Origin of the sequence: Pseudomonas kitaguniensis (assembly GCF_049199985.1) — a bacterium.
Lineage (GTDB): Bacteria > Pseudomonadota > Gammaproteobacteria > Pseudomonadales > Pseudomonadaceae > Aquipseudomonas > Aquipseudomonas kitaguniensis.
In genome coordinates, this window is the sequence record NZ_JBLZPT010000007.1 from 19,949 (window position 1) to 45,044 (window position 25,096).

Consider the following 25,096-nt stretch of genomic DNA (forward strand, 5'->3'; position numbering starts at 1 on the left):
ATCCTGAGAGCGCCCGCCATCGTGGTTTGACGGGCGCTTCTCAGATCAAGATCACAAAGATCAAAAAGCAAGTGTTGGATACACAGCAGATTTGCTTTCTGTGGGAGCGGGCTTGCTCGCGATTACGGTGTGTCAGTTGAAGAAACTTATCTGACACACCGCAATCGCGAGCAAGCCCGCCCACCGTTGTTTTTGCCGTGTGGGCGATTCAGCCGCGGCACTCTGCCAGGCTTTTCAATTGCGTCGAACCGCTCAGGTTCGCGGCTGACAGCCATTGCTCAAACCCCGCGCCGACCTTTGGCCACTCTGAATCGATGATCGAATACCAGGCGGTATCGCGGCTCTGGCCCTTTACGACCATGTGCTGGCGGAACACGCCTTCAAAACTGAACCCCAAGCGCTCCGCCGCGTACTTGGAGCGCGCGTTAGCGTTGTTGCACTTCCACTCCAGTCGACGGTAGCCCAGCTCGAAGGCATATTTGGCCAGCAGGTACACTGCCTCGGTGCTTTTCGGCGAGCGCTGCATCGGCGCGCCGAAGGTGACGTGGCCGATTTCGATGCGGCCGTGGGCGGGGACGATGGACATCAGGCTGAGGATGCCTTGTACGTCACCGCTGGCGCGGTCGATAACACTGAAGAAATACGGCTCGTTGTGCTGTGCATGGTTGTTAAGCCATGCATCGAACGCGCTGCGCCCGGCAAATGGGCCATAGGGCAAATAATCCCACAGCTTTGGGTCTGCGCCGGGGCCTTCGAGGGCTTGCCACAGGCCATCGGCGTGGCGCGCCGGGTCAAGTTTTTCGAGGCGGATAAAACGCCCTTCGAGCAGTTCAACGCTGGGCGCCGGAGCGCCTTTCCAGTCGGCGAGAGAGGTGGGCATGCTGTGCTCCTTAAAGACCTTTGCGAAATTGGATAAAGCCGGGACGTTCGGCAATACGCTCGTACAGCTGGATCGCGGTGGCGTTGGTTTCGTGGGTCAACCAGTGGACCTTACAGCACCCATCGGCTTTGGCGGTGGTGTAGACAAACTCGATCAGCTTGCGGCCGACACCGGTACCGCGTTGGGCCGGGTCCACCAGCAGGTCCTGCAAGTAGCAGGAATTCTCGATGCTCCAGTTGGAGCGGTGGTAGATAAAATTGACCATGCCCACCGCCTTGCCGTCTTGCCAGGCCAGCGCCGAATGGGTCGGCTCGTTGGCATCGATCAGGCGTTGCCAGGTGCTTTGGCTGACGGCGTCCGGCAGTTCGGTGTTGTAGAACGTCAAATACGCTTGCCACAACGGCAGCCAGGCGGCGTGGTCGGCGGCAGTCACCTGGCGGATGTCGATCGGGCTCATTTTGAAACGCCTTGAGGCATAACGCGGGCGAGGGTTTGGTCGCGCAGATCAGTGCTTGCGGCCAAGCCTTCACGCACCCCGGCGATGTCGGCCGGGCTGCGGTTCTGGCTGAGTTTGCACTTGCCGATCAAGCGTTCGATGGGCAGTGCGAAGCCGACGATGGCCTTGAGCATGCCGTCAATGTAGTCGGCCGGGGCGTCGCTGACTGTCCACGGCTGTGCGCGGCCGCCTTCGTGGCGGTCGGTGAGAGCGCTGACCACCGCAAGCAGGCGCTCGGCGTCGGTAAACACCTGGGCCTTGCCGTAAACATGCACCGCGATGTAATTCCACGTCGGCACCACTTTGCCGTGCTCGGCCTTGGCCGGGTAGAACGCCGGGCTGATGTAGGCCTCGGCGCCGGCGAAGATCACCAATGCTTCGCGGCCATTTTGCAGGTCGTGCCACTGCGGGTTGGCTTTGGCCATGTGCCCGTACAACGTGCCGTTGGGGCCTTCATCGGGGATGAGCAGCAGCGGCAGGTGGCTGGCTTGCAAGCCGTGCTCACCCACCGTCACGCACTCCGCCAAGCGAGTGTGCTGGATCAGTTGCTGCAGTTCGGGCAAATCGTCCAGGGCAAAGGCGCGGGGTGTGTACATGGAAATTTTCCTTGGCGAATGCGTGCATCCTAGGCAGGCTAATGGTTCGTTGTAAGAGCCATCTATGGCCAATTTTATAGGTCCAATCCTGGAGTTCGCGCCATGTCAGCCGTTGCGCCACCGCTGTCATTCAACCCCGCCGGTATTGAATTGGATCGCCGCCAGGGGCTGACACGCCAGTTGTATCAAGCCCTGCGCCAGCGAGTACTCGATGGGCGTCTGGTCAGCGGTACGCGGTTGCCCGCCAGCCGCGATTTGGCGGCTTCGCTGTCGATCTCGCGCAATAGCGTGGTGCGTGCCTACGATCAGCTGTATGCAGAAGGGTTTATTGAGAGCCGGGTCGGTGATGGCACTTATGTCGCTCAATTACCCACGCCAAAAAAACTATCCACAAAAGTATCCACAGGGTTTTCAACAGGCTTATCCCCAGCCTTATCCACAAATTGGTCGGATTTACCGATAAAACCGAGCGAAAAAGTTATCCACAGCGCCGCGCTGGCGCGGGTCAAAAATAACCACTTATCCCAGCCTCCTGCGGGGCCGCCTCGAGCATTTCGTGTGGGCGTGCCGGCGTTCGATCTGTTCCCGTTTGAGACATGGGCCAAGCTGAACGGGGCGTTCTGGCGTAAGCCGGACCTTGCGCAGTTGTGTTACGGCGACCCGGCAGGCCACGCTCGGCTGCGCGGTTTGATCGCCGCTTATTTGCTCAGCTCGCGGGGCATGCAGTGCACCGCTGAGCAAATAGTGATCACCAGTGGTGCACAGCAAGCGATAAGCCTTTGTGCACAGTTGCTGGTAGAGCCTGGGGACGCGGTGGCGGTGGAGAATCCTGGCTATCGCGCGGCAGGCCATGCGTTCGCCGTGGCGGGTGGGCAATTGCACGGTGTGCCGGTGGACGCCGAAGGCATTGATTGCCAAGTGCTGAACACCCTCGCTGATTGCCGGCTGGCCTATGTCACGCCTTCCCACCAGTACCCGTTGGGTGTGGTGATGAGCCTGGCGCGGCGCCTGGAACTGCTGGCTTGGGCTGCACGTACGGGCGGCTGGATCATCGAGGACGATTACGACGGCGAGTACCGCTACAGCGGCGCGCCCCTGTCGCCGTTGGCGGCGCTCGACCACAGCGGGCGAGTGCTGTACGTCGGCACCTTCGGCAAGGTGGCGTTCCCGGCCTTGCGCCTGGGTTACCTGGTATTGCCACAGGGTTTGGTCGACGCGTTCACCCGGCGCCGCGCCGTCGACATGCGCCATTCCGAAGTCAGTACCCAAGCGGTGATGGCCGAATTTATGGCCGCGGGGCATTTCCAGCGGCATATCCGGCGTATGCGCCGTGCCGCATCAAGCCGGCGCAATGCCTTGCTTGCCGGTTGGCCCGCTGGCCTGCCTGGCGTGGGCGAACTGCCCAGCGTTGCGGCGGGGCTGCACGTGACAGTGCGCGTGAGCAGCCTGGCGCGCGAACAGCAATTGCTGGCGCAGGCCCATGCGGCAGGCGTCGAGGTCAATGGCTTGAGCAGCTACTGGCTGGCGCAGTCCGGCACGCCTGTCGATCAGCGTGCCGGGCTGGTGCTGGGTTTCGCCGCCGTGCCCGAAGCGGACATCGCCCAAGCCCTGGCGCGATTACGCCAGGCATGGGGTTCTGGCCATTCTTGAGCGTGGGTTAATCGGTCTGCGCCCGAAAAAACAATCGCCTGGCCTGCGTCAGATTGATGGTGCTGCGGTAGAACGCGACCCGTTGTTCTGCGTTGAGCCCATGAAGATCATCCGACGCCATGCCACGCGCGTGTTCTTGTGGGGTTTTCAAGCGTGCGGCTAGAAATCTATCGGCCGGTGCGCTTGCGTTTGAGTAATGAAAATGGGCATACCAGAGTGTCGTGCGGGTGGTCTCATCGGTGATGGTGTACTCATCCAGATAATCCTTGGTGGCACCTTTGAGTCGGCGCCGCTTGACGGTTTTTTTGATAGTGATGACGTTGTTGTTCTTCAGCCATTCAACACCCGAAAGGGTGGGCGCCCGTTGCATGATCATCCTCTGCACTTGCTGATTAGCCTGCTGGTAAAGCGCTTGGGCTGCGGTGTCGAGTTGTTTGCGCAGGGTGGCCGCCGATGGCTGGTGGCTTTCGGTAACATTGGCTTGGGTCAGTGCATCTTCGATGGCCTGACCGGCCTTCTCCAGCACTTGGGCATGTTGATGAAACATGTGTTCGATGCCGATGGGTGTGCGCGAGGGTTTGTTTATTTGCTCATCGGCGCGCGCCTGAAACGTAGTGAGTTGGGCCAATAACGCCTGGCCGTTAGCCAGGCTGGTTTCAATCGTGGGCGTGGCCGGTGCAGGTGTGGTGGGCCCCTTAATGTGCTCGACCCAGACACCTGAGGTTTTTTCATGAAAGGTGGCCAGGGTTTTATGGGTCAGCGGTGACTTGATGTCGACAAGATCGGTTTCGAGGCCCGTTGAGGTCAAGCGCGGTTCGCCAATCAACACGCCGTTGAAACGTGTGTGGATAAACTTTTTCACCGCCCTTGGCGGTGTAGGCGGCGGTGTAGGGCGGATGCGCCGGTGCTCTTGCTGAACGTGCAGAGGCGCAAGTTCGGCGATGGCCCGATCAGCGAAGCCGCGCAGCATTTCACGCAGGTTTCCAACCGGCGCGGTCAGGGTTTGTTCGGAATAGTCCTCGGGAAAGTCCTGCAGGCGCTCGTCAATGAATTGAAACTGCTCGACCAGGCTGCTCAACGTTTCAATGCGTTCGTCCAAACGTGCTTCGCTACGCTCTTGCAGGGCGTCACGCAGGGTCTGCACGGCAAGGTCTGCGCCATCGACAATCTCGCTGATCAGGGTCCAGGCCGCAGGTTCAGTGGTGATGGAGTGCGGTTGCAGGCATAGATTTCGCGCCAGCGTCACTTGCAAGGCTCGCAGGTCGTCGCTGGTGTAAGTGGGCAGCCGGCTTTTGCTGCTCTGAATCATGTGCAAGCCTTGACGAGCCAGTGGCCGTAACTCAGTGAAGCGCGATTGCGCGTAATCCAGGCGTTCTATGATGTCGTCACTCATGTCACTGACTAATCGCGCGTCCACCACGCGGCTTGCCTGAGTTGACGCCTCCGGGGTTTCGAGCTGGTCAAGGACCGTATTGAGTTGCGGGGTGAACGTGGTTTGCAGCTCTCTGAGGCCTTCCTCATTGAGCTCCATTTGAGCCTTCACATAACCCAGCGCTTTTTTCTGAAAGTCAGCGACCGGGGTAAAGACATGCAAGGTCATCAGCTGTTGTCGTGCCTTTTCGTAGTCTGAACGTTGGCTGTCGAGTTTACCCAGGTAGGCCTGGCGTTTGGCCTGTGCCGAAGTGCCGGGCGCATCGGTCATGGCGTCGTGGGCTTGTTGCAGTTCGCGTTGTGCAACTGTTTTGGCGTCTTCGAATGCCGCCAATTTTGTACGCAGCTCAATGGATTTGGCTTTTGCCTTCTCCAAGGCGCTTTTCTGTGTGCTTTTGCGGCCGCCACCGCGCAGGCGTAACCGGGTGTCGATGAACCACTCACCCTTCGCGCTGTGAATCAGCGGCGGCCCTCTGCGGTTGGGCTGCTTGGGGTCGACGATGACGAGGGTCTCGTCGCCGTCCAGCGTCACTTCAAACCAGCGTGTGCCCACTGCGGCGTAGTAGTGCTTTTCAAGCAGATAAAGGTGTCGGTACGCACTGCCTTCCACGGTGATGGCTGCAGGCAGCTCAGCGGGTTTGTCGGTGGTAAAACTGTCCAGCAAGGTCGCCAGGCTGCTGGCCGTGCGCGTGATCGCGCCGCTGGTGTTCAGTGCCAGTTCGTGACCGGCAGGCACCTGTTCTGTGGTGCGCGTAGGCAATTGCTCCACGGTAACCGGCTGCTTGGCAGGGAGACGCGGTGTGTGTGGCTCGACCTTGGCAGAGGTCGCGTCTGGGTGCGCGCGGGTCGCGATATGCAAGGTGATGGCCATACCCAGGTTGAGCAATACATCGGTCAGCGCCGACCACTGGGCCTGTTGCTCGTCGTGTTGATGCGCCTCGACCAGTGTTTGCACTTGATCGACGATCTGCCAGATCCACGCACCGGTACCGGCGATACGGCCCATAAAGGGCAAGGCTGAATTGAAGATCAACCAACCGGCCTGCTTGAGCGTTGCCCAGCGGTTTTCGGCATTGGAGACCGATTGGCGGTCCGCCAGCTCGACCAGTGCCTTGGCGTTCGCATCAAACAACGTGCTGAACTGATTGCCGTTGAGGGCTTGTTGGCCAAGGCTCATGGGGCCGGTGAAGGTCCAGAGCTTGTCAGGTTCCACCAGAAGGTCGGCCACGGCCCAAGGTGAGGGCAGGTCGCCAGGAAACACATAGTTGGCATAATCAGGGCGCGCTGAATCCGGCAGCCAGGCGACCACCGAATTGCGTAGATCGCGAGACTGTGCGATGGCGTACAACAGGTTTGCCTGTGAGGGGTATTGAATCAGCGCCGGCTCGAACAGCGGGCGATACAACAGGCAGGGGCCGGCTTCGGCATTTTGCGGGCCGATGACATACATGTTGTTCACCACGTCCTGCTCATTGGTCTTGCGGCGTTTGGGCACGAAGGCCAAATGCCGGATGACAATGGCTTGCCCGTCAACATAACGGTCGCTGCTGTCGGCTTGCATCACGGCTGCCACGTAGCGGTAGCCGCGCTCGTCAATCCCCGCCTCTTGGCGGATTTTGCATTGCAACGCCAGCAGCGGCAGTTGGATGCGCAAGTGTTGGATGTACAAGGTTTTGCGCCGCGCCGACTCGGCAGCGTCGTCTATCAATTTGCTGCGTATCAGCGCGGGGTAGGTGGTGCCGATATCGACTTGGGCAATGAGCTTTTTCACGTAAGCGACGGTCAGCCACGCAGGCAGGGCCTTGCGCACCTGCATTCGCAGGCTTTGGTTGCCGATGGGCAATGCGATCAGGTTTTGCAGCGCCAATTCGGCGAGGCTGAAGGTGCTGGTTTCGACCTGCCCCGGCACCGTGAATATGCCCCACACAACCTGGCTTTCGACCTTGATGGTCAGGGTGTCCAGGCGCAGGTTCGCAGCGACGGGGTGGTCTTTGATGATCTGCGCCTTGAGTGTGTCCTGAGCGTACTGTTGGATAGACGGGATGTCGTCCTGGTAGGTTTTCCCCGTGTTCAGGCTGTTCAGTGCGGCCAGGTCTTTGAGGTGCCGCGAATAAAACGCCCGGTCCGACGTGGACGCCCGGGCGAGCCAGTCCGGTAACGATTGCTGATACCAGGCAAGGTCCGGTCCTTTGGCTGTGACCTGTCCGGGCGTGCCGGCCAATACGCTCAATGGGGCAGTGCTCGGCATCGCCGACGTGCCACCGGAGGTGGTGGTCAGCGCGTCTATTTGCAGCATGACCAGCGAGCAAGCCAAGTGCTCGAAAAAATCCCCGGCGGGCTCGTACAGTTGCCACTGCAGGCGGTCATAGGGTGTTGGCTGGTAAACCAGCGTCGTCAGGTACTCGCCGAGTTGATCCTGCGTGGCGAATTTTTTATACCCGTCGAGTGAGTGGCAAAGGATGACGGTTTTACCCTCGGACTGCCCTATCAGCACGGCGATAAATACCTGTTGGGTGTGGGTGACCTTGGTGCCGCTTACAAGGTCAACGTCGATCAGGCATGCACGAGACCGCAGTGGGTCGTTGGGCTGTCGATTCGCCGGGTCGGGCGAGTGGTACAAGCTGCGCGCCAATGTGCAGTCTTCATCGCTCCACTCATCCACCTGGTGCACATTCCAGGCTTTGCGCAGCGTGTTGGAAAGTTCGTGCCAGCGAGGGCCGCTACCGTTGCTGTTGTTCCAGAAGTCCACCAGTTGTTCCTTGAACGACGGGAACAGGGCTGGCGCCAAAATGTTGATCGTGTCGGCGACTTCAACAATGCGTACCGACACGTTAACCGCAGGCTCGGTCAGCGGGAGTCGGGTCAGAAAGTGTTCGCCCTCAATGCACAGCGTCGGCACTTTCAGCACGGCCTGCCTGGCCAGTAGGGCGCTGAGGGTCTGATAGTACGGGGGGGCAGAGATGATCTTGTCGTCGACTAACTTCCAGACCGGCGTGCCCAACAGTGTGGTATCCGGGTTGATATGCAGGTCTGGATACTGTGCGTCTAACGCTTCGCGCAGCAGTTCGCCGGCTACCTCTGTTATTGAGGGGCCGACACATAGCTGGGTGATCAGCTTCTGCGTGAGATCTTCGGGTTCTGCATCCTGCGCGGTGGTGCTTGGAGTGGTCATGGTGCATCCCTGTCTTGCCGTTTGATGGGAACAACCCGAGGTTAACGCTCGGGGTTTCCATGCTAGAAAGCAGCAAGACGGGGAGGGAGGTACTTATCTAGGGTGCGATTGCGTACCCAGGTCCAGCTCTACCAAGCGGCGGATTTCGTCCGTCGCAAGACCTGCGCCGATCAACGCGTGGAGCTTGCCGAACGCCGCCTCGCGGGTCATGCCGCCACCGGACAACACGCCCACGCCGCGCAAACGGCTGCCGGCTTCGTACACATCCAGTTCCACGCCGCCTTCATGGCATTGAGTGATTGCCACCACCACAATCCCTTTATCCCGAGCGCGCTGCAGGCCGGCGAGAAACTCAGGGTTGTCGCTTGGCCCCGTGCCGCTGCCAAAACATTCGAGGACCAGCGCCTGAATGCCGCTGTCGATCAGCGCATCCAACAGCCCGGCGGCGATGCCAGGCACCAGCGGCAACACGCCGACGTTGGCCAAGGCCTTGGGCTGGCGGTAATCCAGGGCGGCGGGAGGTGAGTCGGCCTTGGCCGCGCCGCTATTGCGCTGCAGCGCCGCGAATGGATGGCGACCAAAGCTGCGGATTTTCGCGCAACGCGTCGGCGCCATCAGCGCGCCGTGGAAGTAAAGTTGCACGCCCGATGGCTGGCCTTCGCCCAATGCTTGCAGCGCGCCGCTGACGTTTTCCCAGGCATCGCTGTCGGGCACGCCGGCGGGCAACATGGAGCCGGTGAACAGCACCGGCGCCGGCAGGCCGAGCAGTTGAAAGCTCATGGCCGCCGCGCTGTAGGCCAGGGTGTCGGTGCCGTGCAGGATCAACACCGCGTCGCACCCCGCGTCCACGGCCTCGATCACGGCAACCCGCAGGCGCTGCCAGTAAGCGGGCGTCATGTTGGCGCTGTCGATCAGTGGCGCCATTTCCCGAAAGCGCCAAGCCGGTACTGGCAGCGTGGCAAGCTGTTCGCGCATGCGCGCTTCGAAACCCGACGCAGGCGCCAGGCCGTTGGCGCTGGCCTGCATGCCGATGGTGCCGCCTGTGTACAGCACCATGACGTTATTAGCTGGTTGCATACAATCTCCTGAACGAAAAACGCCGCCGGGCCCAGAGCATGCCCAAGGCCGGGCGGCGTGTCATCTATCTAGGCTTACTGCGCTCAGCGTTGCGCTGGAGCGACCGATTCAGCCGACGCTTGGGTGCCGGTTTGCGGCTTTGCCGGGTTAGCTGGCCACGCGGTACGGTCCAGGTCCAGGTCTGGGAACTGGCTGGAATCGAACACCGGCGTCTTGATGCCCGCAGCGCGCTGGTTGTCGTAGTCGTCCAGTACGCGCATGGCGATCTTGAACAGGAACGCCAGGGCGAACAGGTTAACGAACGCGAGCAAGGTCATGGTGATGTCGGCGAAGGCAAACACGGTGCCCAGGTTCTCGATCGAACCCCAGAAAATCAATACCAGTACCAGCGCGCGATAGCCCATCAGCACCTTGCGGTTGTTGCCGACCAGAAAGCGCAGGTTGCTCTCGCCGAGGTAGTAGTTGTACATGATCGAGGTAAACACGAACAACGCCAGGGCCACCGAGATGAACATCCGGCCCCAGTCACCTACCACCGCCGCCAGGGAGTTCTGGGTCAGGGCAATGCCGTCGCCTTCAAAGCCCGGGGTATAGAAGCCGGAGAGCAGGATCAGCAACGCAGTGCAGGTGCAGATTACGAAGGTGTCGAGGAACACGCTGAACGCTTGCACCACGCCTTGGGCGATCGGGTGCTCTACCGAAGCCACCGCTGCCACGTTAGGTGCGCTGCCCAAACCGGCTTCGTTGGCGAACACGCCGCGCTTAACGCCCATGATGATGGCGCTGCCCACCAGGCCACCGAAGGCTTGGTCGAGGCCAAAAGCACTCCTGACGATGGTCGCGAGCATGGCCGGTACGTGGTCAAATTGCAGCACGATCACGTACAGGGTCACGGCGATGTAAACCAGGGTCTTGACCGGCACCAGCAAGTCGGCGATCGAGGCAATGCGCTTGATCCCGCCGATGAACACCAGGCCCAGCAACACCGCCAAGGCCAGGCCGGTGTAGGTGGTGTCCAGACCGAAAGCGTTGTTCAGCGAGTGGGTCACGGCGTGGGCTTGCAGGCCGTTGAAGGCAAACCCGAAGGTCACCAGCAACAGGAACGCCATGACCATGCCCAGCCAGCGTTTTTGCAGGCCGTGCTGAATGTAGTAAGCCGGGCCGCCACGGTAGGCGCCGTCTGCGTCGGTACGTTTGTACAGCTGGCCGAGTGAGCATTCGATAAAGCTCGAAGACATGCCCACCAGCGCGGTGACCCACATCCAGAACACGGCGCCGGGGCCACCCAGGGTCACGGCAATGCCGACACCTGCGATATTACCGGCACCTACGCGGCCGGCCAGGCTGAGCATCAGCGCCTGGAACGAGCTGAGTTGACCGGAGCTGCTCTTCAGGCTGTCGCGAAATACCGAGAACATGTGGAAAAAGTGACGCAACTGCACGAAACGCGAACGGATCGTGAAATAACCGCCGAGCCCTACAATGAGCACGATCAGTACTTTCCCTGAGAGGAAGTCGTTGATGACTTCGAGCATGGAGTGTTCCTCGCTGATTTTTCTAATGGCAAACGCAGGACGGTTCAACCCTTCGCATAGCACCAGGCAGTGCGCGACGGTTCGACCCCAATCCTTTTGCGGGTGTTGTTATTCATGCGCTTTCGCGGTTACCCGGGCCTCGTTACCGACGGCCACAGACGCGAAGAGGGTCGGCACTATACCTACGCAAGCGGGATCCGTCTGCACGGGGCGATTAAAGGTTTCAGCCAAGCTATTGGGGGCAAGGAGGGTTTACGCTGCGATATTGGATTTTTTATAGGCTTCATTTCACAACCCTGAGGCAAAAAAAAGGGCCTGAAGAGTGAGCCTTCAGGCCCTCAAAAGGTGAGAGGTGTCTAGTCCCTCAACCTGGTGAGCGGTGCAACAAACGCTTAGGCCTTCAACGGGACCAAGCGTGGCGCAATCATGTTTTCGGGGCGCAGGATGTCATCGAGCATAGCGTCGTCGAGCAAGCCTTCTTCGCGCACCAGTTCCAGCACGCCGCGGCCGCTTTCGAGGGCGATACGCGCAATGCGGGTGGCGTTTTCATAGCCGATGTAGGGGTTCAGTGCGGTCACCAGGCCGATGGAGTGCTCCACCAGTTCACGGCAACGCGCTTCGTTGGCGGTGATGCCGACAATGCAATGCTCGCGCAGCATGTCCATGGCGCGTTGCAGCAGGCGGATCGAGTCGAAGATCTTGTAGGCGATCAGCGGCTCCATCACGTTCAGTTGCAGTTGGCCGCCTTCGGCCGCGATGGTCAGTGCCAAATCGTTACCGATGATCTGGAAAGCCACCTGGTTGACGGCTTCCGGGATAACCGGGTTGACCTTGCCGGGCATGATCGAGCTGCCCGGTTGGCGCGCCGGCAGGTTGATTTCATTGATGCCGGTGCGTGGGCCGCTGGACAGCAGGCGCAGGTCGTTGCAGATTTTCGAGAGTTTTACCGCGGTACGCTTGAGCATGCCGGAGAACAGTACAAAGGCGCCCATGTCAGAGGTCGCTTCGATCAAGTCAGCCGCCGGCACCAGCGGCTGGCCGCTGATCAGGGCCAGGCGCTGTACGGCCAGGGCCTGGTAACGCGGGTCGGCGTTGATGCCTGTACCGATGGCGGTGCCGCCCAGGTTTACTTCGGTGAGCAGCTCTGGCGCGAGGGTTTTCAGGCGAGCCAGGTCTTCACCGAGGGTGGTGGCGAAGGCGCGGAACTCCTGGCCGAGGGTCATCGGCACGGCGTCTTGCAGTTGGGTGCGGCCCATTTTCAGTACGTGGCTGAATTCGACGCCTTTGGCGGCGAATGCCTGGATCAGGCTGTCGAGGCTGGCCAACAGCGCATCATGACCGAGCAGCAGACCCAAACGGATCGCGGTCGGGTAAGCGTCATTGGTCGACTGCGCCATGTTTACGTCGTTATTAGGGTGCAGGTACTGGTATTCGCCCTTGTTGTGGCCCATGGCCTCCAACGCGATGTTGGCGATGACTTCGTTGGCATTCATGTTGGTTGAAGTGCCGGCGCCGCCTTGAATCATGTCCACCACGAACTCTTCGTGGAAATCGCCGCGGATCAGGCGTGCACAGGCTTCGCTGATGGCAGCGTGCTTGGCTTCGCTGAGCTGGCCCAACTCGCGGTTGGCATCAGCGGCCGCTTGCTTGACCATTGCCAGGCCGACCACCAATTTAGGGTAATGCGAAATCGGAACGCCCGAGAGGCGGAAGTTATTCACCGCTCGCAGGGTCTGGATGCCGTAATACGCTTGAGCAGGTACTTCGAGTACGCCAAGCAGGTCTTTTTCTGTGCGGAATGATGCAGCGGAGGACATGACGGAAATCATCTCGATAAGGACCCGGAACTGGCCGGAACGCTGCGAATGCTAGGCTTGTGGGAAGTTTTGGGCCAATGCTGTTCAGCACTGGCCTATGCACAAACGGCATAATGTAGGTGTGACCCGGTTATCATGGCGGGCGTGTGTACCAAATTGGTGCGTGCCCACGGGAGGCAGTAATGAACCTTGAGAGCAAATGGCTGGAAGACTTCAGCGCCCTGGCGGCGACGCGCAGTTTTTCCCAGGCCGCGGAGCGACGCTTTGTCACTCAGCCGGCCTTCAGCCGACGTATCCGCAGCCTTGAAGCCGCGCTGGGCCTGACGCTGGTGAACCGCTCGCGCACACCGGTTGAGCTGACGGCCGCCGGGCAGTTGTTTCTGGTGACCGCGCGAACAGTGGTTGAACAGCTCGGTGAAGTGCTGCGCCATTTGCACCATCTGGAAAGCGGGCAGGGCGAAGTCATGCAAGTGGCGGCCGCGCATTCCCTGGCGTTGGGCTTTTTCCCGCGCTGGATCGCGCAATTGCGCAACGAAGGCTTGAACATCGCCACGCGGCTGGTCGCCACCAACGTCGGCGACGCGGTGCACGCCCTGCGCGAAGGCGGCTGTGACTTGATGCTGGCGTTCTACGACCCGGACGCCGCACTGCAAATGGACCCGGAGATATTCCCGTCACTGCACCTGGGCAATACCGAAATGCTGCCGGTGTGCGCTGCTGATGCCGATGGCAAGCCGTTGTTCGACCTGGAAGGCGAGGGCAGTGTGCCGTTGTTGGCCTACAGCGCCGGCGCGTTCCTCGGGCGGTCGGTGAACTTGCTGCTGCGCCAGCGCGCCCTGCGTTTTACCACGGTGTACGAAACCGCGATGGCCGACAGCCTGAAAAGCATGGCGTTGGAAGGATTGGGCATCGCCTGGGTGCCGCAACTGAGTGTGCGCGCCGAATTGGCACGCGGCGAGTTGGTGGTGTGCGGCGGCCCGCAATGGCATGTGCCACTGGAGATTCGCCTGTACCGCTGTGCGTTGGTGCGCAAGGCAAACGTGCGCTTGTTGTGGCGCAAGCTGGAAGGTGGCGCAGCGCAAAACCCGGTGGCTGAGCGCGGTGGTACCGGGCAGTTATAAAATTGAATAGTTTTCTGATCAATAAACCATCTATAGTCATATTTTGATCATGTTTCTGTCCAAAAAATCTGGCTTTATCGCAATTGGTTTGTCGCCGGATTATTGGCTGGGATACTGATCAATACTGAATGCAAGTTCACCTATCGATCAGGAAGCTGGACAACATGCGAATGACTACGATGAGTGAGCAGGCCATCGCGCAAGCGATTGGCTCGCGCCTTGAAACCTTGAGGGTGAAAAAGAACATCAATCAGGAAACCGTCGCCGAAGAGGCGGGTATTTCCCGCACGACGCTACGTCAACTGATGGCGGGCAAGGGCACCTTGCTTAACCTGATTTCGGTGTTACGCGTGATCGGCGAATTGGACCGGTTGAGCTCTCTTGTCGAGGAGGTACGTTCCAGCCCGATTCAGATGGCGAAAATGGCCGGGAAAAAACGCCAGCGCGCTTACACCACCCGCAAGAATCCATCCGCAGAAGCTTCGGTAACGGGCAAGAAAAAGCTTATCGCTCCCGATGCAATCAAGAAGGACACCGGTTGGTGATAGCACAAATTTACCTATGGGGCCTGTACGTCGGGGCACTCAATTGGGACGAGGCAACGCTGGTTGGCGAGTTCGAATTTTCTCCCGAGTTCGTGGCTACCGGGTTGGAAATCTCGCCCATCCACATGCCTGCCCGTGCCGATTACACCTATGCGTTCTCAAACCTGAATCGGCAAACCTATAACGCACTGCCTGCGATTTTTGCCGACTCACTTCCCGATGACTTTGGTAATGCGCTGATTGACGCCTGGTTAGCCCAGCAAGGTCGCGACAAGCTTGCCTTCACGCCAGTGGATCGGTTGCTGTATCAGGGCAATCGCGGGATGGGCGCGCTGGAGTACCGCCCAGCGATGAAAACAGAGGCCAACGAAGCCGAAAGTATCGAGATCGAGGCGCTGGTTCAGTTGGCCGGTGAGGTCCTTGCGGGGCGCGAGAGTCTGGAGGACCGGCTGACGTCGAATGATCCCACTGTCGACGATGCCGCGTTGCAGCGCTTGATTCAGGTCGGCACCAGCGCAGGCGGTGCGCGGGCGAAGGCAATCATCGCAATCAACGACCAAGGGCACGTCCGGTCAGGGCAAGTGACAGCGCCGCAGGGCTACAGCTACTGGCTGCTCAAATTTGACGTCGCCAAAAACACTGACGTGCTTGCCGACAGCCAAGGCTTTGGCCGGATCGAATATGCCTACCACCTCATGGCCAGGCAAGCCTTGGTGGTAATGACCGAATGCCGCCTGCTTGAAGAGGGTGGGCGCGCCCATTTTATGACCCGGCGATTTGACCGCACCGATGAAGGCGAAAAAATCCATACCGCGACGTTGTGTGCGCTGGATCATGCTGACTATAAAAAACCCGGGGAATACTCATACGCCGAGGCATTGAGCGTGTTCCGGGTGTTGAAGTTGGGGCGCCGAGAGGCAGAGCAGTTTTTTCGGCGGATGGTGTTCAATGTGATTGCTCGAAATCAGGACGATCACACCAAGAACATCAGCTTTTTGCTGGATACCGATGGCACCTGGTACTTGTCGCCTGCCTATGACGTGACATGGTCCTATATGCCTGGAAACTTCTGGGTCGATAGCCATCAGATGAGCATTAACGGCAAGCGCGACAACTTTGTGCTGGATGACCTGCTCAGTGTTGGGCGTCAGATCAAGGGGCTCAAGGCCCGGCAGATCATCCGGGAGGTGCATGAGGCGGTGGCGCAATGGCCTGTCATCGCGGCAGCAGCGGGTGTTTCATCCGCCATGATTGATGCCATTGCCAAGACCCATCGCCTCGACCTCATCGCTGACTTCTGAGTCAATAAAACCGCCACTTTGCGCCGTAAGACAGATGGTCATCCGAGGGGCTGTTTATCTGCTGCATTACGGTATACTGCGCGGCCTTCGGCCGGTCCAACCGGCCTTAATTCGTACAACAAGCCACGCCGGATTTCCCGCGTGGCTTGTTGTTTTTTGACGCGCCTGCGGGCGCCCAGAGAGAAGAGGCACGACGATGAGTGCATTGGTTGGCGTGATCATGGGCTCCAAGTCCGATTGGTCCACCCTTAGCCACACCGCCGATATGCTGGAAAAGCTCGGCATTCCGTATGAAGTGAAAGTGGTCTCTGCCCACCGCACCCCGGATTTGCTGTTCCAGTATGCCGATGAAGCAGAATCGCGTGGCATCGAGGTGATCATCGCCGGTGCTGGCGGTGCAGCGCACTTGCCAGGCATGTGTGCAGCCAAGACTCACTTGCCGGTGCTGGGCGTGCCGGTGCAGTCGTCGATGCTCTCGGGCGTGGATTCGCTGTTGTCCATCGTGCAGATGCCGGCCGGTATTCCGGTGGCCACGCTGGCGATCGGCAAGGCGGGCGCGATCAACGCAGCGCTGCTGTCCGCCAGCATCCTGGGCGCCAAGCACCCGCAGTTTCACGCGGTGCTGAAGAAATTCCGTGCCGAGCAGACAGACAGCGTGCTGGAAAACCCAGACCCACGTATCGCCTGAGGGTGTTGACGATGAAAATCGGTGTAATCGGTGGCGGCCAATTGGGCCGTATGCTGGCCCTGGCGGGTACCCCGCTGGGGATGAACTTCGCGTTCCTGGACCCCGCGCCGGACGCTTGCGCCTCAGCCCTGGGTGAACACTTGCGCGCTGACTACAGCGACCCGGACCACTTGCGCCAATTGGCCGATGAAGTCGACCTGGTGACCTTCGAGTTCGAAAGCGTCCCGGCCGAAACCGTGGCTTTCCTGTCGCAGTTCGTACCGGTGTACCCGAGCGCCGAAGCCTTGCGCATTGCTCGCGACCGTTGGTTCGAGAAAAGCATGTTCAAGGACCTCGGCATTCCGACGCCGGCGTTTGCCGACATTCAGTCCCAGGCAGACCTGGACGCCGCCGTCGCCAGTATCGGCCTGCCCGCCGTGCTGAAAACCCGCACCCTGGGTTACGACGGCAAGGGCCAGAAAGTCCTGCGCACCGCCGCCGATGTGGTCGGCACTTTTGCCGAGCTGGGCAGCGTGGCCTGCTTGCTGGAAGGCTTCGTGCCATTCACCGGTGAAGTCTCGTTGATCGCGGTGCGCGCGCGCGATGGCGAAACCCGCTTCTACCCGTTGGTGCACAACACGCATGACAGCGGCATCCTCAAGCTGTCTGTGGCGAGCACCGACCATCCGTTGCAGGCCTTGGCCGAAGACTACTCCAGCCGTGTGCTCAAGCAGCTGGATTACGTCGGCGTGATGGCGTTCGAGTTCTTTGAAGTCGACGGCGGCCTCAAGGCCAACGAAATCGCCCCGCGTGTGCACAACTCCGGGCACTGGACCACCGAAGGCGCCGAGTGCAGCCAGTTCGAAAACCACCTGCGGGCGGTGGCGGGCTTGCCATTGGGTTCCACGGCCAAGGTCGGCGAGAGCGCCATGCTCAACTTCATCGGGGTTGTGCCGCCGGTGGAAAAAGTCATCGCGATTGATGACTGCCATCTGCATCACTACGGCAAAGCCTTCAAGGCCGGGCGCAAAGTCGGCCACGCCAACCTGCGTTGCAAGGACCGCGCGACCCTTGAGGCGCAGATCCTCAAGGTTGAGGCGCTGATCGCCGAGCAATAACCGGTGCGACGGCGGGAACCATTGGTCACCGTCGTCTCTCTGATTGCAGGATGGTAAAGCCTGACTAGGCTTTGTCATGACTCACATTCAATCAGAGGGAAATGCCATGGGTATCATCGGAACCATCTTTATCGGCTTGATCGTCGGTCTGCTCGCACGTTTCCTCAAGCCTGGCGACGACAGCATGGGCTGGATCATGACCATCCTGCTGGGTATCGCAGGTTCCCTGGTCGCCACCTACGGTGGTCAGGCCCTGGGCATCTACCAGGCAGGCCAAGGCGCAGGCTTTATCGGTGCGCTGATCGGCGCCATCGTGCTGCTGGTGATTTACGGTCTGCTGCGAAAAAAATGATTTAGCGTCGAGCCCTCTGCGCTGCGCAGGCGCAGAGGGTTAGAATGCTCGCCACTTGTAATTGCCGAGCCTCTCCATGCGCCGTCTTCTGCTGACTCTCCTTTTGCTAGGCTCTGGCCTTGCCCACGCTGGCGAATTGCCGGAAACCGACTGGCTCGACCTGATGCCGCTGTCGGATCAGAAAGCCCTTGAAGCAATGCCTGAAATCGACCACAACTCCCCCGAAGCCCAAGGCACGTTCACCGACAAAGGTGGCTTGAAACAGAGCAAGGGTTTGCCGGCGGTGATGTATTCCACCAAAACCGTGGCCGCCATGAACGGCAAGAACATCCGCATCGGCGGCTACCCCGTGCCATTGGAAACCGACGCCAAGGGCCGCAGCACGCTGTTCTTCCTGGTGCCGTACCCTGGCGCTTGCATCCACGTGCCACCACCGCCGCCTAACCAGTTGGTGCTGGTGCGCTACCCAAAGGGGTTGAAGCTGGATGATATTTACACGCCGCTGTGGGTGACTGGCACATTGAAGGTCGAGAAGGTCAACAACGACTTGGCCGATGCGGCGTACGCGCTGGATGCGGGAAAGGTGAGGGCGGTAAAAGAGTCCGACCTCTAAAGCCCAACACCTGCGCCCACATGTTTACAAGGTGAGGCCGCGGATGCTCACACCCAGCGTGTGACTTTCGCCCGGCGCCAGACTCACCACATCGTCCAGCACATTGGCCGTTTCGATGCACAGCATGCCCTGCCAGCCATCATCGGCCATGTCGTCAAACGCTTTGGCGCGTTCAGTCCAGGGGTTCCAGATAACGGTCGACGTCGAGCCCTCGGCCGTCAGCTGGATGCGGCGCTGCCAGTCTTTATCGACAATGCTCAGTTGGGACGGCGTATCAAGATAGATGCGATCGGTCTCGGCGGTGAAATGCAGCAGGCCGGTTTGCGTTTTCTCGGTCCAGCCGTCAGCGGTGTCGATATACGCCAGCCCGTCGAGGCCTTCGACCTGCACGTTACGCACGTCGCTTACGGCGAAGTAGCTGTGCAGCGCCTGGCTGAGGGTCACGGTGTCGGTGCCGCGGTTATGGCTGGTCAGGCGAATGTGCAGCTGATCGTCCAACAGCAGGCTCAGCTTCAGGTCAACCTGATGCGGCCAACCGGGGAAGCCATCCTCGGGCACCGGCAGTAGCAGATCCACCTGAAGCGCGTCGCCAACCGGCGTCACCGTGTCGAGCGTCCAGGTCGCGGTGCGCACAAAACCATGCGCGCCGGCCGGCTCGTCACTCTGGCGCATGGCCTTCACGCTTTGCGGGTTACGGTCAAACACGCCAAACCACGGCCAGCACACCGGCACACCGGTACGAATGCCTTTGCCCTTTTTGAACACGGCCTGTTGGTTAGGCCAAATCAGCGGCTGTTCGCCCTGGCGCTGGTAACTGAAAATGTGTGCGCCCTGTTGGGCCACCATCAGTTCGGCGCCGTTGTGGCGGATGCGCCAGCAGTCCAGTTGGTCGATTTGCACGTTCTCTACGTGGGGCGTAGGCATAACAGGCACTCTTAATGGCAGGCAATGGGGCAATTGACCGTCAAAACCCTGCGAGGTTTAACGCGCGCGCGATGGAACCGAGCGCGTGCGGCCGCTGCCATCGATGGCGACAAACACGAACACCGCCTCGGTAACCTTGCGCCATTCGCTGGACAGCGGGTCGTCGCTCCACACTTCGACCATCATCTGGATCGAGCTGCGGCCGATTTCCAGCGCCTGGGTATAGAAGGACAATTGCGCGCCAACCGCCACCGGCACCAAAAAGGCCATGCGATCAATCGCCACGGTGGCCACGCGGCCGCCCGCGACCTTGCTGGCCATTGCAGTGCCGGCCAAATCCATCTGCGCAACCAACCAGCCGCCGAATATATCGCCGAAGCCATTGGTTTCACGCGGGAGCGCGGTGATTTGCAGGGCGAGATCGCCTTGCGGGATAGGATCTTCTTGTTCGAGTTCGATCATGCCGGGGGTGCCTCTGACCCGTGACGCTTTTTATAGGTGTAGCAAAGTGGATAGCCGACTGGTGGAAAAACGTTTCAGCACCAACATACTCCGTTCGACACGTTTCTCGTAAGGCGTACTAAAGGGAAACTCTGCCAAACCGGCTGGGTGGCGCCCAACGGCGGTTTGGCACAGCAGCCCCTCAAGCCTGCGGCTCTGACGCTGGCAAGGGCCGAGTATATCGACACCCTGACGCCACGACGACCACCCGGCGCTCATTTGGTCGGCAATTAGTGGCTGTATCGGGGCTTTTTACAGCAACTGTGCTTCTGGTGTGCTTTTGCAAGCGATTTGCTATCTTGCCGAACCCCTTCTGGCTCTGCCCAAGCTATGTGCTTGCCGTTCTGACTAATAAGAGAAGCCTTGCCATGTCCTCCGTGCCCGAAAGCAGCGCGCAACCGTCGCGCCCGCTGACCCGCAACGACTACAAAACCCTGTCGCTGTCTGCCTTGGGCGGGGCGCTTGAGTTCTACGATTTCATCATTTTCGTGTTTTTCGCCACCGTGGTCGGAAAACTGTTCTTCCCGCTCGACATGCCGGAGTGGATGCGCCAGATGCAGACCTTCGGCATCTTCGCCGCCGGCTACCTGGCGCGCCCGCTGGGCGGCATCATCATGGCGCACTTCGGCGACCTGCTGGGCCGCAAGAAGATGTTTACGCTGAGCATTTTCATGATGGCCGTGCCGACCCTGATCATGGGCCTGCTGCCGACCTACGCGCAGATCGGCCTGTGGGCGCCGATCCTGTTGCTGCTGATGCGCGTTATTCAGGGCGCGGCAATTGGCGGCGAAGTCCCCGGCGCGTGGGTGTTCGTCTCCGAACACGTACCGTCGCGCCATATCGGCTATGCCTGCGGCACGCTGACCTGCGGCCTCACCGCCGGTATCCTGCTGGGTTCGCTGGTGGCCACTGCCATCAACACTCTTTATAGCCCGGAGCAGGTGTCGGATTTCGCCTGGCGCATCCCGTTCTTGCTCGGCGGTGTGTTTGGCCTGCTGTCGGTGTACCTGCGTCGCTGGTTGCATGAAACACCGATTTTCGCCGAGATGCAGCAACGCAAGACCTTGGCCGCCGAACTGCCACTGGGCACGGTGCTGCGTGACCACCGTGGCGCCATCGTGCTGTCGATGCTGCTGACCTGGTTGCTGTCCGCCGGCATCATCGTGGTCATCTTGATGACCCCGAGCGTGCTGCAAACCGTCTACCACTTCAGCCCGACCGTTTCCCTGCAAGCCAACAGCCTGGCCATCATCACCCTGAGCCTCGGCTGTGTTCTTTCCGGCGCACTGGCCGACCGCTTCGGCGCCGGCCGCGTGCTGGTCGTGGGTTGCCTGCTGTTGCTGAGCAGCTCCTGGACGCTTTATCACAGCCTCGTCGCCTACCCCGAATGGCTGTTCCCGCTGTACGCCTTGACCGGCTTGTGTGTAGGCACCATCGGTGTGGTGCCCTACGTGATGGTCAAAGCCTTCCCGCCGGTGGTGCGTTTCAGCGGCTTGTCGTTCTCCTATAACGTGGCTTATGCGGTATTTGGCGGGCTGACGCCGTTGGCGGTGTCGCTGTTGATGAAAGAGAGCCCGATGGGCCCGGCTTACTACGTTGCGGTCATTTGTGTGATGGGGATGGTGGTGGGCGGGTATCTGTGGGCGCGCGGTCGTTGACCTCTGATGATATTTCACATGCTTTGCGGTAGTGGCCTTTCATCCAATTGTCATATTTCGGACATAGAGTGTTCACACGGCCTCTCGATACTTGGCCCCGTTCCAATTATCCCTATCTGCTAGGAGCAAGGCATGAAACTGAAGCGTTTGATGGCGGCAATGACTTTTGTCGCTGCTAGCGTTGCGACCGCCCACGCGGTGGCCGCTGGTGTTGACCCGGCAATTGCGGCTTACGCCAAGACCACTGGCGTATCGGGCAACTTGTCCAGCGTTGGTTCCGACACTCTGGCTAACCTGATGACCTTGTGGGCTGAGTCCTATAAAAAGGAATACCCGAACGTCAACATCCAGATTCAGGCTGCCGGCTCCGCCACTGCACCACCTGCGCTGACTGAAGGCACCTCTAACCTGGGCCCGATGAGCCGCAAGATGAAGGACACCGAACTGGCTGCCTTCGAGCAGAAGTACGGCTACAAGCCAACCGCTATCCCGGTGGCTGTGGATGCCCTGGCGGTGTTCGTGCACAAAGACAACCCGATCCAGCACCTGACCATGGAACAGGTCGATGCGATCTTCTCCTCGACGCGTCTGTGCGGTGCCAAAGCCGACGTGAAAACCTGGGGCGACCTGGGTGTGACCGGCGACCTGGCCAACAAGCCAGTGCAACTGTTTGGTCGCAACTCGGTATCCGGCACTTACGGCTACTTCAAGGAAGAGGCCCTGTGCAAAGGCGACTACAAGCCTAACGTGAACGAACAACCTGGTTCGGCTTCGGTTGTGCAGTCGATCAGCTCTTCGCTGAACGGCATCGGTTACTCGGGCATCGGCTACAAGACTGCCAGCGTGAAGACCGTGGCCCTGGCCAAAAAAGGCAGCACTGACTTCATCGAAGACAGCGAAGAAAACGCCCTGAACGGCAAATACCCGCTGTCGCGCTTCCTCTACGTTTACGTCAACAAAGCCCCGAACAAGCCTCTGGCCCCGCTGGAAGCTGAGTTCGTGAAACTGGTTCTGTCCAAACAGGGCCAGGAAGTCGTGGTAAAAGACGGCTACATCCCACTGCCGGCCAAAGTTGTCACCAAGGCCCTGGCTGACCTGGGTTTGAAAGAAGGCAACTAAGCCTGCAATACCTGGTGTAGATGCATGCTTTTGTGTGGGAGCGGGCTTGCCCGCGATGCTGGCGACGCGGTGTAGAGTTGAAACCGCATTGATGCCATGGCGGGCAAGCCCGCTCCCACACTAAACCGTCTACACCCCTAATTCTTTAGTCCGCTGGCAGCCCTGCTACGCGGCGGATTTCTTGCGTCACTGCACTGTCATCTTTCTGTCATACAGGACCGCTAGGGTGTGCGCATGAATGATCTGGCCAATTCCACCATGACGACGATTTCCCCTCCCAAGCGCATTGATTTCAATACGCCTGAGCTGCAACGCAAGCGCCGTATTCGTGCGCTCAAAGATCGCCTGACCCGTTGGTATGTGTTGATTGGCGGCCTCGCCGTCCTCGGTGCGATTACCCTGATTTTCTTCTTCCTTGCCTACGTCGTCGCGCCCTTGTTCCAGGGGGCTTCGCTGACCAAGGAAGACGCGCTGACGCCCGCCTGGATTCAGGACGCCGGCAAGCCGTTGCTGATCTCCCTTGAAGAACAGAACCAGGTCGCCATGCGCGTATCCGACAAGGGCCAGGCGCTGTTCTTTAATGTGCAAACCGGTGACGAGCTCAAGCGTGTCGACTTGCCGCTGCCGGCCGGCGCCAGTGTCGTGTCTATCGGTAAAGACCAGCCGGGCAGCCCGCTGGTGATTCTTGGTTTGTCGAATGGCCAGTCCCTGGTGTTCCGCCACACGTACAAGGTGTCCTACCCGGATGGCAACAAGACCATCACGCCGGCGATTGAATACCCTTACGGTGACACGCCGATCGTGCTTGATGAGCAGGGCCGTCCGCTGGAGCACGTCGCGCTCAATGCCACCGATTCGTCGTTGGTGGTTGCAGGTTCTGCCGGTTCGTACTTGAACGTGCTGACGCTGAGCCGCGAAGAAAACATGATGACCGGTGAAGTCACCAGCGAGCAGAAGCGTGTCGAGCTGCCGCAAATGACCGAGCCGGTGAAGGCGATCTTTATCGACCCACGCCAGCAGTGGCTGTATGTGATCAACGGCCGTGCCCTTGCCGATGTGTTCAGCCTGCGCGACAAGAGCCTCAACGGTCGCTATAAATTGCTCGAAGACGGCGCCGCTGAAATCACCGCCAGCACCCAACTGGTCGGCGGTATTTCGTTGATCGTCGGTAACTCCAAGGGTGGCCTGGCGCAATGGTTCATGGCCCGCGACCCGGATGGCGAGCAGCACCTGAAGCAAATTCGCACCTTCCAGATGGGCACCTCGCCGATTGTTGAAATCACCGCTGAAGAGCGTCGCAAAGGCTTCACTGCCCTCGACGCCTCCGGCAAGTTCGGCGTGTTCCACAGCACCGCGCACCGCACCCTGTTGGTTGACCCGGTGGTCGACGGCCCAGGCCTGTTCGGCCTGTCGCCACGCGCCAACCGTGTGATCGTCGAAGCCGGCGGCAAGCTGCAACCCTTGACGCTCGACAACCCGCACCCGGAAGTGTCGTGGAGCGCGTTGTGGAGCAAGGTCTGGTACGAAAACTACGACGAGCCTAAATACGTCTGGCAATCGACCGCCGCCAACACCGATTTCGAACCTAAAATGAGCCTGGCGCCGCTGACCTTCGGTACGCTGAAAGCCGCGTTCTATGCGATGTTGTTGGCCGCACCGCTGGCCGTCGCCGCCGCCATTTATACCGCCTACTTCATGGCCCCAAGCCTGCGCCGCAAGGTCAAGCCGGTGATCGAGCTGATGGAAGCGATGCCGACGGTGATCCTCGGCTTCTTCGCGGGCCTGTTCCTGGCGCCGTATGTGGAAGGGCATCTGCCGGGTATTTTCAGCCTGCTGATGCTGTTGCCGATCGGTATTCTGGTCGCCGGTTTTGTCTTCAGTCGCCTGCCGGACTCGATCCGCCTGCGGGTGCCGGATGGCTGGGAAAGCGCGATCCTGATCCCGGTGATCCTGTTTGTGGGCTGGCTCTCGCTGTACATGAGCCCGTACCTGGAAACCTGGTTCTTCGGCGGCGACATGCGCATGTGGATCTCCCACGACCTTGGCATCACCTACGACCAGCGCAACGCCCTGGTCGTCGGCCTGGCCATGGGCTTTGCGGTGATCCCGAACATCTACTCCATCGCCGAAGACGCCGTGTTCAGCGTGCCGCGCGGCCTGACGCTGGGCTCGCTGGCCCTGGGTGCCACGCCGTGGCAGACCATGACGCGCGTGGTGATCCTGACCGCCAGCCCGGGGATTTTCTCGGCGCTGATGATCGGCATGGGCCGCGCTGTGGGCGAGACCATGATCGTGCTGATGGCGACCGGTAACACGCCGGTGATGGAGATGAACCTGTTCGAAGGCCTGCGCACATTGGCGGCCAACGTCGCGGTGGAGATGCCTGAGTCGGAAGTCGGCGGCAGCCACTACCGCGTGCTGTTCCTCTCGGCGCTGGTGCTGCTGTTGTTCACCTTCATCATGAACACCCTCGCCGAGCTGATTCGTCAGCGTCTGCGCAAGAAATACTCGTCGCTTTAAGAA

Annotated in this window: 20 protein-coding genes; 11 read left to right on the top strand and 9 right to left on the bottom strand. The window is 60.0% G+C overall.

The features are described 5' to 3' along the window. Positions 1–208: 208 nt before the first annotated feature. From ACOZK9_RS11535 to ACOZK9_RS11545, 3 genes are read right to left on the bottom strand one after another with little or no spacing between them, the layout of a single operon-like run. A complete protein-coding gene (locus tag ACOZK9_RS11535) occupies positions 209–880 on the bottom strand; it encodes a GNAT family N-acetyltransferase (RefSeq protein ID WP_122249671.1) in 672 nt (223 codons plus the stop codon). Positions 881–890: 10 nt separating this feature from the next. Further along, a complete protein-coding gene (locus ACOZK9_RS11540; RefSeq protein WP_122249672.1) occupies positions 891–1,337 on the bottom strand; it encodes a GNAT family N-acetyltransferase in 447 nt (148 codons plus the stop codon). Next, positions 1,334–1,972, bottom strand: coding sequence for an FMN-binding negative transcriptional regulator (locus tag ACOZK9_RS11545; protein WP_421555873.1), 639 nt, complete (start codon positions 1,970–1,972; stop codon positions 1,334–1,336). Before ACOZK9_RS11545 ends, ACOZK9_RS11540 begins: the two co-directional genes overlap by 4 nt. Before the next feature lie 102 nt (positions 1,973–2,074). On the opposite strand from ACOZK9_RS11545, the gene pdxR reads away from it, so the two are divergent. Next, the gene (pdxR, locus tag ACOZK9_RS11550; protein WP_421555874.1) at positions 2,075–3,622 is read left to right on the top strand and encodes a MocR-like pyridoxine biosynthesis transcription factor PdxR; all 1,548 of its coding nucleotides are present in this window, start codon (positions 2,075–2,077) and stop codon (positions 3,620–3,622) included. Between the two features lie 7 nt (positions 3,623–3,629). Here the strand turns inward: pdxR and ACOZK9_RS11555 are convergent, their stop codons facing one another. From ACOZK9_RS11555 to aspA, 4 genes are all read right to left on the bottom strand, one after another. After that, positions 3,630–8,225, bottom strand: coding sequence for a hypothetical protein (locus tag ACOZK9_RS11555; protein ID WP_421555875.1), 4,596 nt, complete (start codon positions 8,223–8,225; stop codon positions 3,630–3,632). Positions 8,226–8,318: 93 nt separating this feature from the next. Then, positions 8,319–9,302: an asparaginase gene (locus ACOZK9_RS11560; protein WP_122249676.1), complete on the bottom strand. Its 984-nt coding sequence runs from the start codon at positions 9,300–9,302 to the stop codon at positions 8,319–8,321. An 83-nt stretch (positions 9,303–9,385) separates the two neighbouring features. Beyond that, a complete protein-coding gene (locus tag ACOZK9_RS11565) occupies positions 9,386–10,837 on the bottom strand; it encodes an alanine/glycine:cation symporter family protein (RefSeq protein WP_058415755.1) in 1,452 nt (483 codons plus the stop codon). 392 nt (positions 10,838–11,229) lie between these two features. Then, positions 11,230–12,654, bottom strand: coding sequence for an aspartate ammonia-lyase (gene aspA, locus ACOZK9_RS11570; RefSeq protein ID WP_058415754.1), 1,425 nt, complete (start codon positions 12,652–12,654; stop codon positions 11,230–11,232). A 182-nt stretch (positions 12,655–12,836) separates the two neighbouring features. On the opposite strand from aspA, the gene ACOZK9_RS11575 reads away from it, so the two are divergent. From ACOZK9_RS11575 to ACOZK9_RS11605, 7 genes are all read left to right on the top strand, one after another. Continuing rightward, positions 12,837–13,775 carry a LysR substrate-binding domain-containing protein gene (locus ACOZK9_RS11575; RefSeq protein WP_058415753.1) on the top strand — a complete coding sequence of 313 codons (939 nt, stop codon included), beginning with the start codon at positions 12,837–12,839 and terminating at the stop codon, positions 13,773–13,775. A 170-nt stretch (positions 13,776–13,945) separates the two neighbouring features. Continuing rightward, a complete protein-coding gene (locus tag ACOZK9_RS11580; protein WP_241679066.1) occupies positions 13,946–14,320 on the top strand; it encodes a helix-turn-helix domain-containing protein in 375 nt (124 codons plus the stop codon). After that, positions 14,317–15,621 (top strand): type II toxin-antitoxin system HipA family toxin, encoded by a 1,305-nt coding sequence (locus tag ACOZK9_RS11585; protein ID WP_421555876.1) that lies wholly within the window; start codon positions 14,317–14,319, stop codon positions 15,619–15,621. The genes ACOZK9_RS11580 and ACOZK9_RS11585 overlap by 4 nt, the downstream gene beginning before the upstream one ends. 196 nt (positions 15,622–15,817) lie before the next feature. Continuing rightward, positions 15,818–16,309, top strand: coding sequence for a 5-(carboxyamino)imidazole ribonucleotide mutase (purE, locus tag ACOZK9_RS11590; RefSeq protein ID WP_122249677.1), 492 nt, complete (start codon positions 15,818–15,820; stop codon positions 16,307–16,309). 11 nt (positions 16,310–16,320) lie between these two features. Beyond that, positions 16,321–17,406: a 5-(carboxyamino)imidazole ribonucleotide synthase gene (locus ACOZK9_RS11595; RefSeq protein ID WP_049710884.1), complete on the top strand. Its 1,086-nt coding sequence runs from the start codon at positions 16,321–16,323 to the stop codon at positions 17,404–17,406. 106 nt (positions 17,407–17,512) lie between these two features. Further along, positions 17,513–17,758: a GlsB/YeaQ/YmgE family stress response membrane protein gene (locus ACOZK9_RS11600; RefSeq protein ID WP_010168336.1), complete on the top strand. Its 246-nt coding sequence runs from the start codon at positions 17,513–17,515 to the stop codon at positions 17,756–17,758. Between the two features lie 76 nt (positions 17,759–17,834). Next, a complete protein-coding gene (locus ACOZK9_RS11605; RefSeq protein ID WP_106575906.1) occupies positions 17,835–18,371 on the top strand; it encodes a DUF3299 domain-containing protein in 537 nt (178 codons plus the stop codon). Positions 18,372–18,395: 24 nt separating this feature from the next. Here the strand turns inward: ACOZK9_RS11605 and ACOZK9_RS11610 are convergent, their stop codons facing one another. Next, the gene (locus ACOZK9_RS11610) at positions 18,396–19,295 is read right to left on the bottom strand and encodes a D-hexose-6-phosphate mutarotase (RefSeq protein ID WP_421555877.1); all 900 of its coding nucleotides are present in this window, start codon (positions 19,293–19,295) and stop codon (positions 18,396–18,398) included. Between the two features lie 57 nt (positions 19,296–19,352). After that, positions 19,353–19,757 (bottom strand): acyl-CoA thioesterase, encoded by a 405-nt coding sequence (locus ACOZK9_RS11615; RefSeq protein ID WP_003176975.1) that lies wholly within the window; start codon positions 19,755–19,757, stop codon positions 19,353–19,355. A 407-nt stretch (positions 19,758–20,164) separates the two neighbouring features. On the opposite strand from ACOZK9_RS11615, the gene ACOZK9_RS11620 reads away from it, so the two are divergent. From ACOZK9_RS11620 to ACOZK9_RS11630, 3 genes are all read left to right on the top strand, one after another. Beyond that, positions 20,165–21,454, top strand: coding sequence for an MFS transporter (locus tag ACOZK9_RS11620; protein ID WP_058415747.1), 1,290 nt, complete (start codon positions 20,165–20,167; stop codon positions 21,452–21,454). Positions 21,455–21,586: 132 nt separating this feature from the next. Continuing rightward, positions 21,587–22,573, top strand: coding sequence for a phosphate ABC transporter substrate-binding protein PstS (locus ACOZK9_RS11625; protein WP_058415746.1), 987 nt, complete (start codon positions 21,587–21,589; stop codon positions 22,571–22,573). A 486-nt stretch (positions 22,574–23,059) separates the two neighbouring features. Continuing rightward, positions 23,060–25,093, top strand: a complete 2,034-nt coding sequence (locus ACOZK9_RS11630) for an ABC transporter permease subunit (RefSeq protein WP_421555929.1) — start codon at positions 23,060–23,062, stop codon at positions 25,091–25,093. Positions 25,094–25,096: the final 3 nt, after the last annotated feature.